Source organism: Methylobacterium sp. SyP6R, from assembly GCF_019216885.1.
Taxonomy (GTDB): Bacteria; Pseudomonadota; Alphaproteobacteria; order Rhizobiales; family Beijerinckiaceae; genus Methylobacterium.
Genome location: NZ_JAAQRC020000001.1, coordinates 1,021,089 through 1,035,306, shown reverse-complemented (window position 1 = coordinate 1,035,306; position 14,218 = coordinate 1,021,089). Strand labels below are relative to the sequence as shown.

Sequence of the window (14,218 nt, the reverse complement as noted above, 5' to 3'; positions counted from 1 at the left end):
GAGGCCGGCGCCTCCCCGACAAGGGGCGATACCGGGCCCTCTTGCGAAAAAGCCCTATCCCTTATATTGCGACGCAACAGTTTTCCCCCGGCTCGATGCGTCCGGCTGCCATTCTGGCGGCCCGCGGCGTGCCGGGCTTTGTTTGCTTCGGATATCCTATGAAGCTGCGCAATATCGCCATCATCGCCCACGTCGACCACGGCAAGACGACCCTGGTCGACAAGCTGCTCCAGCAATCCGGCTCGTTCCGCGAGAACCAGCGGGTCGAGGAGCGCGCGATGGACTCGAACGACCTCGAGAAGGAGCGCGGCATCACCATCCTGGCCAAGGCCACCTCGGTGGTCTGGAAGGACACCCGGATCAACATCGTCGACACCCCCGGCCACGCCGATTTCGGCGGCGAGGTCGAGCGCATCCTGTCGATGGTCGACGGCGTGATCGTGCTGGTCGACGCCGCCGAAGGCCCGATGCCGCAGACCAAGTTCGTGGTCTCGAAGGCGCTCAAGATCGGCCTGCGCCCGATCGTGGCGGTCAACAAGGTCGACCGGCCCGACGCCCGCATCACCGAGGTGGTGAACGAGGTGTTCGACCTGTTCGCAGCGCTCGACGCCACCGACGAGCAGCTCGACTTCCCGATCCTGTACGGGTCGGGCCGCAACGGCTGGATGGCGACCTCGCCCGAGGGCTCGCAGGATGACGGGCTGGCCCCGCTCTTCGACCTGGTGCTGGAGCACGTTCCCCCGGCCAAGACCGAGGACGGCCCGTTCCGGATGCTCGGCACCCTGCTCGAGGCCAATCCCTTCCTCGGCCGCATCATCACCGGCCGCATCGCCGCCGGCACCGTGAAGCCGAACCAGGCGATCAAGGTCCTCGACCGCGAGGGCAAGGTCGTGGAGACCGGCCGCGTCTCGAAGATCCTGGCCTTCCGCGGCCTGGAGCGCCAGCCGATCGAGATGGGCGAGGCGGGCGACATCGTGTCGATCGCGGGCCTCGTGAAGGGCACCGTCGCCGACACCTTCTGCGATCCCCAGGTCGAGACCCCGATCCAGGCCCAGCCGATCGACCCGCCGACCGTGACGATGTCGTTCATCGTCAACGATTCGCCGCTCGCCGGCACCGAGGGCGACAAGGTCACGAGCCGCATGATCCGCGACCGCCTGTTCAAGGAGGCCGAGGGCAACGTCACGCTCAAGATCGAGGAAGCCGCCGACAAGGATTCGTTCTACGTCTCGGGCCGCGGTGAGCTTCAGCTCGCGATCCTGATCGAGACGATGCGCCGCGAGGGCTTCGAGATCGCCGTGTCGCGTCCCCGCGTCGTCTTCGAGAAGGACGAGGCCGGCGAGATCATGGAGCCGATCGAGGAGGTCGTGATCGACGTCGACGAGGAGTATTCCGGCGTCGTCGTGCAGAAGATGTCGGAGCGCAAGGCCGACATGATCGAGATGCGCCCGTCGGGCGGCAACCGCCTGCGCCTGGTGTTCCACGCTCCGACCCGCGGCCTGATCGGCTACCAGGGCGAGCTGATGACCGACACCCGCGGCACCGCGATCATGAACCGCCTGTTCAAGGCCTACGAGCCCTACAAGGGCGAGATCGCCGGCCGTCGCAACGGCGTGCTGATGTCCAACGACCAGGGCGAGGCCGTCGCCTATGCCCTGTGGAACCTCGAGGATCGCGGCCCGATGATGATCGAGCCGGGCTGGAAGGTCTACCAGGGCATGATCATCGGCGAGCACAACCGCGAGAACGACCTCGAGGTGAACGTGCTCAAGGGCAAGAAGCTCACCAACATCCGCACCACCTCGAAGGACGAGGCGGTCCGCCTGACCCCGCCGATCCGCATGACCCTCGAGCGCTCGCTCGCCTGGATCCAGGACGACGAGCTGGTCGAGGTGACCCCGAAGTCGATCCGCCTGCGCAAGGCCGTCCTCGACCCGAACGACCGCAAGCGGGCGGAGCGGGCCAAGGAGTCGCTGAGCGCCTGATCGGCCGCCTGATGGTTTGATAGTTCGTCCCTCGCCCCTTTCGGGGCGGGGGATTTTCTTTTTTCAGGCCGTGGTGCTGTCGAGGCGACCAGACAGGATGGCGCAGGCTTTTCCCCTCCCCCCTCTGCGGGGGAGGGTGGCCTGCGGAGCAGGCCGGGAGAGGGGACGCCGTTTCCGGAGAGATCGCGACCATGGTGACGGGCGCCAGCTGGAGTAGCGTCGCGCTGCCCCTCTCCCGCCCCACTCCGTGGGGCACCCTCCCCCGCAGAGGGGGGAGGGAAAAGCCTGCGCTACTTCTTTTGCCCGGACAGCCCTGCCACCCACGGGGAGCGGGGGGAAACCCGCGCCATCCTCGGTACGGATATTTCTTCGAAAGTCCGGCGTGATCGGTGGACTGCCGGTTCGCTCAAGTGGATTCCGGGTCCGTCCTCCCGTATCCCGGCCGTGAGAGCGACGCGGACGCGCCGGCAGGAGGCCGTGTGGAACACGAGATCTACCGCTGGCTCGGGATCCTGACCTCGATCCGGTCCGACGTGCTGGCGCCGATCGGCCTCGCCCTGGCGGTCGTCGTCACAGTGCACGCGCTGATGCGCAAGCGCGAGGTCAGCGCGGCGATCGGCTGGATCGGGCTCGTCTGGCTCTCGCCGCTGCTCGGCAGCCTGCTCTACGTGATGTTCGGCATCAACCGGGTGAGCCGGCGCGCCCGCCGCCTGCCGGTCCTGCCCGGCCCCCGCCCCGGCGCGCCGCCGGCGCCGGTGGCCGAGGTGCCCGACGACTTCCAGCCCCTGAAGCAGGCGGTGCAGCGGATCAGCGGCCTGCCGCTGGTCGCCGGCAACCGCATCCGGCGCTACCGCCACGGCGACGAGGCCTATCCGGCGATGCTGGCGGCGATCGACGAGGCGACCACCAGCGTCGCCTTGTCGAGCTACATCATGCGCGACGACGACAGCGGCCGGGCCTTCGCGGTGGCTTTGCGCGCAGCCCAGGACCGCGGCGTCGCTGTCTGCGTGCTGATCGACGGCATCGGCAGCGGCTATTTCTTCCCGGCGATGTACCGGCGGCTGCGGCGCTTGGGCATCCCGGCCGGCCTGTTCATGCACTCGGCGCTGCCCTGGCGGATGCCGTTCCTCAACCTGCGCACCCACAAGAAGCTGCTGCTCGTCGACGGCCGGGTCGGCTTCGTCGGCGGGGTCAACATCGCCGACGAGAACGTCATGGCGAAGAGCCCGCCCGAGCCGGTGCGCGACAGCCATTTCCGCATCGACGGGCCGGTGGTCGGCCAGCTCGCGCAAGCCTTCTGGCGCGACTGGGCTTTCGTGAAGGGCGAGGACCTGGAAGGACCCGCCTGGTTCCCGGAGATCCCGCCTGCCGGGCCGTCGCTCGCCCGGGTCGTCACCTCGGGCCCGGACGCCGACATCGAGAAGATCGAGTTCGTGGTGCTGGAGGCGGTCGCCACCGCCCGGCACTCGGTGCGGCTCGCCACCCCCTATTTCCTGCCGAGCGAGACGCTGCTGACGGCGTTGTGCCTCGCGGCGATGCGCGGCGTCACCGTCGACGTCATCATCCCGCAGGCGAGCAACCACCGGGTGGTCGACTGGGCGACGCGGGCCCATGTCGGGCCGCTACTGGAGGCCGGCGTCAGGATTTGGCTCGACCGGCCGCCCTTCGACCATTCGAAGCTGATGGTGGTGGACGAGGCCTGGTGCTTCGTCGGCAGCGCCAACTGGGACAGCCGCAGCTTCCGGCTCAACTTCGAGCTCAACGTCGAGGTCTACGACACCGACTTCGCGGCCGACCTCGACACGTTGATGCGGGCCAAGATGGAGCAGCGCCTCACGGTCGAGGATCTCAACTCTCGCGGGATGGCCGTGCGCCTGCGCGACGCCGCCGTGCGATTGCTGCTGCCATATCTTTGAGCGGCGCCCGCTTGCGAAGGTCCTCGGCGCGGTCGCGGAACGCCTCGATCCGGTCGCGCAGGGGCTGAGGCTTGCCCTGCGGGTTGCCGGGTTCGAGATGGACCACGATCGGCCGGTGGTCGGAGGCGCCCCGCGGCAGTACCGCCTGGCCGCGGCAGGTGAGCCCCCGTACCAGGCAGCGGTCGAGGCGCAAGGGCACGAGGTCGACCATGGCGTGGGTCGGGTGGCGGGGCCCGACATCGTGGAAGCCCGGCAGCAGGGCCGGCCCGACGATGTTGTAGTCGCCGAGTACGGCCGCCCGCACCGGCAGGTGCTGGGCGATGCGGCGCAACTGGCGCCGGTTGAGCACCTGGCCGTGCGACAGGTGGACGTTGGCGACCCCGAAGGTGCCGAGATCGAGGATCTGGCAGACCCGGTCGATCAGGGCGCCCGAGGGCAGGGTGATCACCCGCGGCGGGGTCGCCCAGGGGGTCGGGCTCCACATCGCCAGGCCGTGGATGCGCCGCGGCAGCGGCGCCCAGGCGTAGTGTCCGCCGGCCCTCGCCTGCAACTCGGTGATGTCGACCGTGGCCTCCTGCATCAGCAGCAGGTCGGGCTTCTCCTGCGCGATCAGCGCCTCGAGGGCGTCGACGGTCGCGCCGGTCCGCCGCAGCAGGTTCCAGCTGATGATCTTGCGCGGGCCGGGCCGGTGCGGCGCGTGGCCGGGGGCGGCCGGGGTCTCGGCGGGCAGGAGGCGTTGGGGGGGCAGCATGGCACCGCGGGGGAAGCGCTCAGAACGTGAGCCGGCGCGAAGCGGCATACGCCGATTTGCCGATTCGGGGAACGGCGCGTCAGTCGCCCGGGGCCCGCAGGCCCGGCAGGGCTCTCACGAGCGCGCGGAACTGGTCGCCGCGATCCTCGAAGCTGCGGAACTGGTCGTAGGAGGCGCAGGCCGGCGACAGCAGCACCACCGGCTCCCCCGCTCCGTCCCGCTCCGCTGCCGCCGCGGCCTCGGCGACCGCGGCGTTCAGCGTGCCGCAGCGGCTGAACGGCACCTGCCCGTCGAGGGTGGCGGCGAAGTCCTCGGTCGCCGCACCGATCAGGTAGGCGTGGGCGACCCGGGGGAAATACGGCGCGAGACTCGCGATGCCGCCCTCCTTCGCCTTGCCGCCGAGGATCCAGTGGACGCGCTGGAAGGCCGAGAGCGCCTTCTCGGTCGAATCGGCGTTGGTGGCCTTCGAATCGTTGATGAACAGGACGGCGCCGCGCCGGCCGACCTCCTCCATCCGGTGCGGCAGGCCCGGGAAGGTCGCGAGCGCCGCCGCGAAGGCGTCGGGCGTGATGCCCAGTTCGCTCGCCACCGCGTAGGCGACGGCCGCGTTCTGCCAGTTATGGGCGCCGCGCAACGCGCCGATGCCGGAGAGATCCGCCACAGCCTCCGCCGGCTCCGGCCGCCCGTCGATGACGACGCCGTTCCGGGCGAGAATCCCCGGCCCCTCCCCCGCTTCACCCACATGGACCCGGGTCAGCGGCCCCGTGCGGCGCCCGGCGATCGCCCGGCAGAACTCGTCGTCGACGCCGACGATCGCGTGGGCGGCGCCCGCCACCAGCCGCTCCTTGATGGCAGCGTAGTGAGCCATGTCGCCGTGGCGGTCGAGGTGGTCGGGGGTGAGGTTCAGCAGAACCCCGATCGTCGGCGCCAGCGACGGCGTCAGGTCGATCTGGAACGAGGACAGCTCGATCACATGGACCCGGTCCGGTGACGGCGGCGCTAGCGACAGGATGGCGGTGCCGATATTGCCGCCCATCTGCACGTCGCGGCCGCACGCCGCCAGCACGTGGGCGATCAGCGCCGTGGTGGTCGACTTGCCGTTGGTGCCGGTGATGGCGACGAAGGGCGCGTCGGGACTTGTGGCCGCACGCTCGCTGCAGAACAGCTCGATGTCGCCGATCACCGGAACGCCGGCGGCCTTGGCGAGATCCACCGTCCAGTGCGGCGCCGGGTGGGTGAGCGGCACGCCGGGGGCGAGCACGAGCGCCGCGAAGGTGGTCCACTCCGCCTGCCGGAGGTCGCCGGTCCCGATGCCCTGCTGGGCCGCCGCCTCCATCCGCGCCGGGTTGTCGTCGCAGGCGATGACCCGGGCGCCGCCGGCCTTGAGGCTGAGCGCGGTGGCGAGACCCGAGCCGCCGAGGCCGAACAGGGCGACCGTCCGGCCGGCGAAGGTGGTGGAGGGTGTCATGCGTCGCTTCGAGCCTTCGCGCCGGGGCGGCGCCGGGCCGGGGCTCGGCGCGTGTCTCTGGGCGGTTAGTGAGACGCGGAGAACCGCTTCGTCAAGCTCTGCCGTGGGATGAGGTGGGGCGGGCTGCCTTGCGGCGATACGTGGCCGCGGGTACTCGCTCGGTTCTCTCGACAGGAACCGACACCCTCCGCGTCATTCCGGGGCCGCGAAAGCGGAGCCCGGAATCCAGAACCGCAAGATGTTCCGAACTGATCGGAACGCCTCTCGCCTTGATCGGCACCATCCGAGTGTCTGGATTCCGGGCTCCGCTTTCGCGGCCCCGGAATGACATGACGGGTTTGAGCTCTGTGGAGACCAATCGAAGAGGCGCGTGGAGACCGCTCGAGCAGGATTTTCCGCTCAGGAGTCGGGTCGAGTGATCTACAACCCGATCAGCTCGGCGATCAGGTCCGCGCCGGCCGCAGGCGAGCGCTCGCCCGCCGCGACCCTGCGTTCGGCCTCTGCCGTCGCCTTGCGTACCTCGGCGCTGCCGGTGAGGCGCTGATGCAGCCGCTCGTGGACGAGGGCCCACATCCACTTCACGTCCTGGCTCCGACGCTTCGCGGCGATCTCGCCGGTGGCGGTGAGCTTGCTGCGATGGTCGAGGATCGCGTCCCACAGGGCGTCGAGCCCCTGGCCGGCGAGCCCCGAGATGGTCGTCACCGGCGGCGACCAGGTGGCGCTCGCCGGGGTCAGGATGTGGAGGGCCGCCCGGTACTCGGCGGCGGCGGCCATGGCGCGGCGCATCCCCTCCTCGCCGTCGGCCTTGTTGACCGCGATCATGTCGGCGAGTTCGAGGATGCCCTTCTTGATGCCCTGCAACTCGTCGCCGGCACCGGGCAGCATCAGGACCAGGAAGAAATCGGTGAGATCCGCCACCGCGGTCTCCGACTGGCCGACGCCGACGGTCTCGACCAGCACCACGTCGAAGCCGGCGGCCTCGCACAGGATCATCGTCTCGCGGGTCTTGGCGGCGACGCCGCCCAGCGTCCCCGACGAGGGCGAGGGCCGGATGAAGGCGTTCGGATCGACGGCGAGCCGCGCCATCCGGGTCTTGTCGCCGAGGATCGAGCCGCCGGTGCGCGACGAGCTCGGATCGACCGCCAGCACCGCGACCTTGTGGCCCCGCGCGGTCAGGGCGGCGCCGAGCGCGTCGATGGTGGTGGACTTGCCCACCCCCGGCACGCCGGTGATGCCGACCCGCACCGCCTTTCCGGCATGCGGCAGGGCGGCATCGAGGAGTTCGCGGGCGGCGGCCCGGTGATCGGCCCGCTTCGACTCGACCAGCGTGATGGCGCGGGCGAGGGCGGCGCGGTTGCCGGACAGGAGCTGGGCGAGGTCGGGAGCCGGGACGGTCATGGGGCCTTTCTGCCGGCTCGCCGCGCGCCCGTCGAGGGCCCGAACCTGTGGACGAAGGGACGACACGCGTGACCTTCGGGCAACAAGCGCGGCTTTGCCCAGGCTCGATGTGTCCCCCGACGCGCCACGGCCACGATCATGCCGCATCGCCGGCCTGAAAGCGAAGCGAAGACCGGCCCTCGCGCCGGGGACGAGTGGGACGACATGACAGCGAACGCCGTGCCGACGCGCCGGGGCCTGGCCCGCCTCGGCCTCTCCGCCCTCGCCAGCCTGTCGCTGGGGGGCTGCCTCGGCGGCGGATTCGGTGGCGGCCTTCTAGGCGACTCGCCGGGGCCGGAGCGGCAATCGGCCCTCGATGTCAGCCCGGTGCTGCTCGTCGCCACCACCCGCCGCCCCGCCGATCCCGCCGGCCGCCCGCCCTACTTCACCGACCAGCGCGGCCGCGGCCTCGCCTTCGCGACGGTGCGCCTCGCCCCGCCCGACCGCTCGCTGATCGGCAAGGTGTCGTCGGTGGTCACCGGCGACTGGCGCATCGCCTCGGCGCCGCGGGTGGTGACCGGCCCGGAGGCCGCCACCGCCTTCGCGGAAGCGGCGCTGGGCCGCGACGTCCTGATCTACGTCCACGGCTACCGCGAATCGTTCGAGACCGCGGCGGTGAGCGCGGCGCAGCTCTCCGACGGCATCCGCTTCCGCGGCGTCTCCGGCCTGTTCTCGTGGCCCTCGGCGGGCAAGACCTTCGATTACGGCTACGACCGCGAGAGCGCCTTGTGGTCGCGCGACGCCTTCGAGGATCTGCTGCGGGCGCTCGCCACCGCGCAGGGCGGCCGCATCCACATCGTCGCCCATTCGATGGGCACGCTGCTCACCCTGGAGACCCTGCGCATGCTGCGGGCCGATGCCGGCGAGGCGGCGCTGGACCGGATCGGCGCCATCGTGCTGGCCGCGCCCGACATCGACATCGACTTGTTCACCAACGGCATCGAGCGCTTAAGCACCGCCGCGCAGAAGATCACCGTGATCTCCTCCACCAACGACCGGGCGCTCGAACTGTCGAGCACCATCGCGGGCGGCGTGGTGCGGGCGGGGGCGGCGGATCGCAGCCGGCTGGAGGCGCTCGGTGTGCGCGTCGCCGACGCGTCGGAGTATGGCAGCGGCTTCATCAACCACGACCTGTTTTTGTCGAACGTCGAGGTGCAGCAGGTGATCAAGCGGGCGGTGGCACGGGCGGATGGGCGGTGACGTGTCGTTTGATCATTATTTCTCTTCCAGCAAATAGACCAAAAAACTGAAGCCGGGGGATCCCCTGTCTCACGCGGGCTTGGGGATTCACGCTTCTCCTTTGAGAGCTAACCCATCGGAAGTGGATGCGATCGCCCACACGGGAAAGGGGGACGCACTTTGCTTTGAACCTTTCGTGGAACCAAGCGCCCAGACCTCACGTCCCCAGCCGCAAGGCCACCTCGTTGCGCCTGAGGAACGGGATCGCAAACGGCGGATCGTAACCCATGAAGAACGGTGGCGCCGCCGGCGCTTTCCCTGCTGCCCGCAGCACCTCGGTCAGGATCCGCTCCTGCTCCGCCCGCACCTCCGGCGTGATGCGACCGGAGAAGCGCAAGGCCGCGATCCGCTCCGGCGGCACCGTGACGAGGCGAACCCCCGCCTCGGTCGGTTCCGGCGGGCCGGCGGCCGCGACGGCGTGGGGGAGGAAGAACCGCATCGTGCCGCCGTTCCCCTGCTCCACCGGGACCGTCATAGCAATGGTCTGACCGGCGATGCGCTGCCCGCCAGCCTCCACCGGCGCGGTCATGGCGATGCGGTCGCCGGCCCGGTTCGCGCCGGTGATGTAGCGAAATAGCCGTCCGAAGGCCTCGCCGTCGCCCTGGCCTCGGGCATCGGTCTCGACCGCGATGCGCGGTTCGTAGGCCCGTATCTCGACGCCGCGGTCGAGCCGCTCCATCACCGCGTAGCGCGGCTGGTCGTAGAAGGCGCGCACCCCGAACACACCGAGGACCGATTCGACCAGCGTGACGGTGTAGTAGAGAACCTTGTCCATCGGATCAGACCGGGAGCGGGTGGTGGATCAGCACGACCGGGCGCCCGACATGGGCGCCGGTCTCGATCTCCCGGACGATGAACTGCGCGACGTCCGCCCGGGCGATCAGCCCGTTCTTCCACGAGGACGGCCGGTCGAGCACCTGGTAGCGCCCGGTCGCGGGCCCGCCGGTGAGCACGCCGGGCCGGACGAGGGTCCAGTCGAGCCCGCTCTGCCGGATCCGGATTTCCTGCGCGTCCTTGTCGTCGTAGGCGCGGCCGAAGACGAGGCGGAACGGCAGGCGCTGGAGCGGGCCGATCGCCGCGCGGCTGTCGCCGGTGCCGAAGCCGGTGACCGCCACCAGCCGGCGCACGCCTGTCTTCTCCATGGCCGGGACGAGCACGTTGGTGGCGTCCGAAAAGAGCCGTACCGGCCCGAACAGGTCGCGGAACGGCACGCCGAGGGCCTGCACCACGGCATCGATCCCATCGAGCGCAGCCGTGATGTCGGGCACCGACAGGGCGTCGCCGGGGAAGCGTTCGAGATTCGGATCGGAAAGGGCGATCTTGCCGGCGGAGCGGGCGAAGGCCCGCACCCGGTGTCCCGCGGCGAGCGCCGCCTTCACCGTCTCCAGCCCGATGCCCTGGCTGGCGCCGATGACGAGGAGATGGGCCATGCTGCGTCCTGGATGAGCGAGGGAATCGATCGATCCCAAGGAAACGTCCGGGCGCGGGATGGTTGCTGTCGCTGGGGTAGATTTCGGGATGGGCGACGGCGTTGCGACGATGTGCCTGGGATATCTGGCGGGTTGGGCGGCGCGTGGCGCTTATCCTATTACACCCCACCCTCGACCTCATCCTGAGGTGCGACCGTAGGGAGCCTCGAAGGAGGGCTCCAGATAACTCTGAGACCTCTGGAGCCCTCCTTCGAGGTCAGTCGATCCGCGATCGACTAACACCTCAGGATGAGGTCGAGATTGGGATAGAAGACATGCCAAATCGCTCTTCTCGCGCGCCAGACGGGCAGCGGAGATTTTCGAAGCGCCGTGCTCAACCGTTTCGTCGATAAGCCGTTCAAGACGACAGCCTGCCCGACCTCCCGGCCGGGCAGGCGTCTCACCCTCACACCCGCGCCTCCTCGAAGGCCCGCACCCATTCCGCGCAGATCCCCGAGCGCACGATGTCGTCCAGCCCGAACTCGACGATCGGGATCGGCATCATCCGGCTCTTGACCAAATGGATGACGGTGCGTAGCCCCGAGGTCTCGCGCAGATCGGTCTGGGATACGTCGCCGTTGATGATGACCTGGGTGTCGTCGCCGATCCGGGTCAGGAACATCTTGATCTCGGCCGGGGTGGTGTTCTGGGCCTCGTCGAGGATCACCAGGCAGTTCTTGAAGGTACGGCCGCGCATGACCTCGAAGGGGACGACCTCGATGTCGCCGGCCTTCACGGCGATCTCGAAGGCGCCGTCGCCCATGCGCTCCTTCATCGTCTCGGTGAGCGGCGCGACCCAGGGCGCGATCTTGTCTTCGAGGGTGCCGGGGAAGAAGCCGAGGGAGCGGCCGGAGGGCACGTTCGGCCGGGTGATGACCACCTTCGCGACCCGGCGCTGGCGCAGCAGGTCCGCGGCGCGGGTGCCGGCGATGTAAGTCTTTCCTGTGCCGGCGGGGCCGAGCACGATCACTTGCGGGTGGGACCCGAGGGCGTCCAGATACTCGGCCTGACGGGCCGTCATCGGCTGAATCGGTGGCGGGTTGCGCTCTTCCTCGAAGCGAGTGCGATGCACTCGGATCGGGCGGTCATCAACCAGTTCAAGTCGTGCGCGTCGTCTCTTCACGGATCAACACTCCCACTGGACTTGCGGTGCCGACTATGGTGTGCCCTCTCTCGTGTCCCAGATCTCCCGTGTTGTTGTGATGACTCAAAGTCTCATCGGCCGTGACGGTTCCGGTCGGGGTTGACGCAGGCGGTGGACAAATCCGCCTGTTTCGACCAACAGGGTAAGCAGCCGATGATGAACGAGCAATTGCCGCGCCGCACCATGCCCCTGCGAAATCGGCGGGCATGGCACGGTACGATCGGTTGTGATGAAAACCACACAGCGGTGGAAGGGGCATCGACCGGAGGGGGTACGACGATGGTCGAGCGGACCTGCTGGCTGGACGAGGTCGCCACCTGATCGCCGCTCCCGGTCTGGCGCGGGGCACCCGCGCGGGACGGCCTCAGCCCGAGCCCGGCTGGACGAAGCTGTCGAGGACCATCTTCCGGCCGGCCTTGTCGAAGTCAACGGTGAGCTTGTTGCCGTCGACGGCCGCCACCGAGCCCGGCCCGAATTTGGTGTGGAAGATGCGCGCGCCCACCTCGTAGGCCGAGGCCGTGGTGGATTTGGCCACCAGCGTGCCCTCGATCTGCTGCGGCCCGCGCCGGCCGGGCGAGGGGCTGCGCCCTCCCCCGCCGAAGCCGCCCTGGCCGTAGCGATCCTGGCCGGCGGTCTGGGCCTGCGCCCGCTGCCAGCCCGGGGTGGAATAGGACGACCCGAAGGCCGGCGCCTGCCGGTCGAAGCGCGAGGGGCCTTGCGAGAAACTGGCCGGCGCCTCGAGCACCGCGACGCTGGCTTCGGGTAACTCGTCGATGAAGCGGCTCGGCACGGTCGATGACCACAGGCCGTGGATGCGGCGGTTGACCGCGAACGAGATCTTGGCCCGCTTGCGCGCCCGGGTGAGACCGACATGGGCGAGACGCCGTTCCTCCTCCAGGCCGGCCCGCCCGCTCTCGTCGAGGGCGCGCTGGTTCGGCATCAGGCCGTTCTCCCAGCCGGGCAGGAACACGGTGTCGAATTCCAGGCCCTTCGCCGCGTGCAGCGTCATCAGGCTGACCCGGTCGCCGCCCTCGGCCTCGTTGACGTCCATGACGAGGGAGACGTGCTCGAGGAAGCTGGCGAGGTCCGGGAATTCCTCCATCGAGCGCACCAGCTCCTTCAGGTTCTCCAGGCGGCCGGTGGCGTCGGCGGTGCGCTCCTTCTGCCACATCTCGGTGTAGCCGGATTCCTCCAGGATCGTCTGCGCCACCTCCGTATGCGGCTGGTCCTCCAGGAGCTTGGCCCAGCGGGAAAAGCTCTGGCACAGGGCGCGCACGGTCGAGCGGGGCTTCGGCTTCAGCTCCTCGGTCTCGCTCATCATGCGGGCGGCCTGGAGCAGGGGGACCTTGGCGCGGCGGGCGAGCCCGTGCAGGGCCTGGAGCGTCGCGTCGCCGAGGCCGCGCTTGGGCGTATTGAAGATGCGCTCGAAGGCGAGGTCGTCGGAGCCGTTGGCGACGATGCGCAAATACGCCAGCGCGTCGCGGATCTCGGCCCGCTCGTAGAAGCGCGGGCCGCCGACGACGCGGTAGGGCAGCCCGAGCTGGACGAAGCGGTCCTCGATCTCGCGCATCTGGGCCGAGATGCGCACCAGCACGGCGATCTCCGACAGCTTGTGGCCCTTGGCCTGCAGGCTCTCGATCTCCTCGCAGACGAGGCGGGCTTCCTCTTCCGAATCCCAGGCGCCCGTGACCGTGACCTTCTCGCCCTCCGGGCTGTCGGTGCGCAGGGTCTTGCCGAGCCGGCCCTCGTTATGGGCGATCAGCACCGAGGCCGCGGCGAGGATGTGGCCGGTCGAGCGGTAGTTGTTCTCCAGCCGCACCACCAGGGCGCCCGGAAAATCATGCTCGAAGCGCAGGATGTTGTCGACCTCGGCCCCGCGCCAGCCATAGATCGACTGGTCGTCGTCGCCGACGCACGCCACGTTGCGGTGGCCCTGCGCCAGCAGGCGCAGCCAGAGATACTGCGCGACGTTGGTGTCCTGGTACTCGTCGACGAGGATATAGCGGAAGCGCTGCTGGTAATTGGTCAGCACGTCCGGGTTCTCGCGCCACAGCTTCAGGCAGAGCAGCAGCAGGTCGCCGAAATCGACGGCGTTGAGCGACTTCAGCCGCTCCTGATAGGCCGCATAGAGCCCCCCGCCCTTGCCGAAGCCGAAGGCCGAGGCTTCGCCGGCCGGCACCTGCTCGGGCGACAGGCCGCGATTCTTCCAGCCGTCGATCGTGCCGGCGAGGCTGCGGGCCGGCCAGCGCTTCTCGTCGAGGTCGGCGGCGGCGATCACCTGCTTCAAGAGCCGCAACTGGTCGTCGGTGCCGAGAATCGTGAAGTCGGAGCTCAGGCCCACCAGCTCGGCGTGGCGGCGCAGGATCTTCGTGCCGATGGCGTGGAAGGTGCCGAGCCACGGCATCCCCTCCCCGGCCGGGCCGATCAGCGTGCCGATCCGCTCCTTCATCTCCCGGGCGGCCTTGTTGGTGAAGGTCACCGCCAGGACGTCGAAGGGCCGGGCGCGCCCGGTCGAGATCAGGTGGGCGATGCGGGTGGTGAGCACCCGGGTCTTGCCGGTGCCGGCGCCGGCCAGCACCAGGACCGGCCCGTCCGTCGCCTCGACGGCGCGGCGCTGCTCGGGATTGAGCCCCGTGAGGTAGGAGGCGTCCTGCGGCACCACCGCGGCGCGGGCGCGGGCGGAGATCGAGGTGGGGGCGGTCCCGGCGGGCAGTTCGCGAGTCATGCCCGCATCACTGGACCAAAACGCGAACGGCGTCGAGGGTGGCGGGCGCATGCCTGTGGGCGAGGCGCCGGAACCTTGCCGCGG

At 69.7% G+C, this 14,218-nt stretch carries 11 protein-coding genes; 4 read left to right on the top strand and 7 right to left on the bottom strand.

Annotated elements, in window-relative coordinates:
* The first annotated feature begins 158 nt into the window (after window positions 1-158).
* Together typA and HBB12_RS04660 are read left to right on the top strand one after the other, a co-directional pair.
* Window positions 159-1,985, top strand: coding sequence for a translational GTPase TypA (gene typA / locus HBB12_RS04665; RefSeq protein ID WP_236988286.1), 1,827 nt, complete (start codon window positions 159-161; stop codon window positions 1,983-1,985).
* Window positions 1,986-2,464: 479 nt separating this feature from the next.
* Window positions 2,465-3,901 (top strand): phospholipase D-like domain-containing protein, encoded by a 1,437-nt coding sequence (locus HBB12_RS04660; protein ID WP_236988285.1) that lies wholly within the window; start codon window positions 2,465-2,467, stop codon window positions 3,899-3,901.
* Here HBB12_RS04660 and HBB12_RS04655 read toward each other — a convergent pair.
* The 3 genes from HBB12_RS04655 to meaB all read right to left on the bottom strand — a co-directional run bounded on the left by HBB12_RS04655 (window position 3,834) and on the right by meaB (window position 7,518).
* A complete protein-coding gene (locus HBB12_RS04655; protein WP_236988284.1) occupies window positions 3,834-4,652 on the bottom strand; it encodes an endonuclease/exonuclease/phosphatase family protein in 819 nt (272 codons plus the stop codon). The genes HBB12_RS04660 and HBB12_RS04655 overlap by 68 nt on opposite strands.
* A gap of 79 nt (window positions 4,653-4,731) precedes the next feature.
* A complete protein-coding gene (gene murD, locus HBB12_RS04650) occupies window positions 4,732-6,120 on the bottom strand; it encodes a UDP-N-acetylmuramoyl-L-alanine--D-glutamate ligase (protein WP_236988283.1) in 1,389 nt (462 codons plus the stop codon).
* Window positions 6,121-6,540: 420 nt separating this feature from the next.
* Window positions 6,541-7,518, bottom strand: coding sequence for a methylmalonyl Co-A mutase-associated GTPase MeaB (gene meaB / locus HBB12_RS04645; RefSeq protein WP_236988282.1), 978 nt, complete (start codon window positions 7,516-7,518; stop codon window positions 6,541-6,543).
* A 204-nt stretch (window positions 7,519-7,722) separates the two neighbouring features.
* Here meaB and HBB12_RS04640 point away from each other — a divergent pair, with 204 nt between their 5' ends.
* Window positions 7,723-8,757 (top strand): alpha/beta hydrolase, encoded by a 1,035-nt coding sequence (locus tag HBB12_RS04640; RefSeq protein WP_236988281.1) that lies wholly within the window; start codon window positions 7,723-7,725, stop codon window positions 8,755-8,757.
* A 196-nt stretch (window positions 8,758-8,953) separates the two neighbouring features.
* Here HBB12_RS04640 and HBB12_RS04635 read toward each other — a convergent pair whose 3' ends face one another.
* The 3 genes from HBB12_RS04635 to HBB12_RS04625 all read right to left on the bottom strand — a co-directional run bounded on the left by HBB12_RS04635 (window position 8,954) and on the right by HBB12_RS04625 (window position 11,388).
* A complete protein-coding gene (locus tag HBB12_RS04635) occupies window positions 8,954-9,571 on the bottom strand; it encodes an SOUL family heme-binding protein (protein ID WP_236988280.1) in 618 nt (205 codons plus the stop codon).
* Window positions 9,572-9,575: 4 nt separating this feature from the next.
* Window positions 9,576-10,226 (bottom strand): NAD(P)-dependent oxidoreductase, encoded by a 651-nt coding sequence (locus HBB12_RS04630; protein ID WP_236988279.1) that lies wholly within the window; start codon window positions 10,224-10,226, stop codon window positions 9,576-9,578.
* A gap of 445 nt (window positions 10,227-10,671) precedes the next feature.
* Window positions 10,672-11,388: a PhoH family protein gene (locus HBB12_RS04625; protein ID WP_048433019.1), complete on the bottom strand. Its 717-nt coding sequence runs from the start codon at window positions 11,386-11,388 to the stop codon at window positions 10,672-10,674.
* Window positions 11,389-11,520: 132 nt separating this feature from the next.
* Between HBB12_RS04625 and HBB12_RS04620 the strand changes: the two genes are divergently transcribed.
* The gene (locus HBB12_RS04620; protein ID WP_236988278.1) at window positions 11,521-11,730 is read left to right on the top strand and encodes a hypothetical protein; all 210 of its coding nucleotides are present in this window, start codon (window positions 11,521-11,523) and stop codon (window positions 11,728-11,730) included.
* A 43-nt stretch (window positions 11,731-11,773) separates the two neighbouring features.
* Here the strand turns inward: HBB12_RS04620 and HBB12_RS04615 are convergent, their stop codons facing one another.
* A complete protein-coding gene (locus tag HBB12_RS04615; protein WP_236988277.1) occupies window positions 11,774-14,134 on the bottom strand; it encodes an ATP-dependent helicase in 2,361 nt (786 codons plus the stop codon).
* Between the last annotated feature and the right edge of the window lie 84 nt (window positions 14,135-14,218).

Coding starts and splice junctions, on each gene's coding strand:
- meaB (WP_236988282.1), bottom strand. CDS start 7,518: ATGACCGTCCCGGCTCCCGACCTCGCCCAGCTCCTGTCCGGCAACCGC.
- HBB12_RS04635 (WP_236988280.1), bottom strand. CDS start 9,571: ATGGACAAGGTTCTCTACTACACCGTCACGCTGGTCGAATCGGTCCTC.
- murD (WP_236988283.1), bottom strand. CDS start 6,120: ATGACACCCTCCACCACCTTCGCCGGCCGGACGGTCGCCCTGTTCGGC.
- HBB12_RS04655 (WP_236988284.1), bottom strand. CDS start 4,652: ATGCTGCCCCCCCAACGCCTCCTGCCCGCCGAGACCCCGGCCGCCCCC.
- HBB12_RS04640 (WP_236988281.1), top strand. CDS start 7,723: ATGACAGCGAACGCCGTGCCGACGCGCCGGGGCCTGGCCCGCCTCGGC.
- typA (WP_236988286.1), top strand. CDS start 159: ATGAAGCTGCGCAATATCGCCATCATCGCCCACGTCGACCACGGCAAG.
- HBB12_RS04615 (WP_236988277.1), bottom strand. CDS start 14,134: ATGACTCGCGAACTGCCCGCCGGGACCGCCCCCACCTCGATCTCCGCC.
- HBB12_RS04630 (WP_236988279.1), bottom strand. CDS start 10,226: ATGGCCCATCTCCTCGTCATCGGCGCCAGCCAGGGCATCGGGCTGGAG.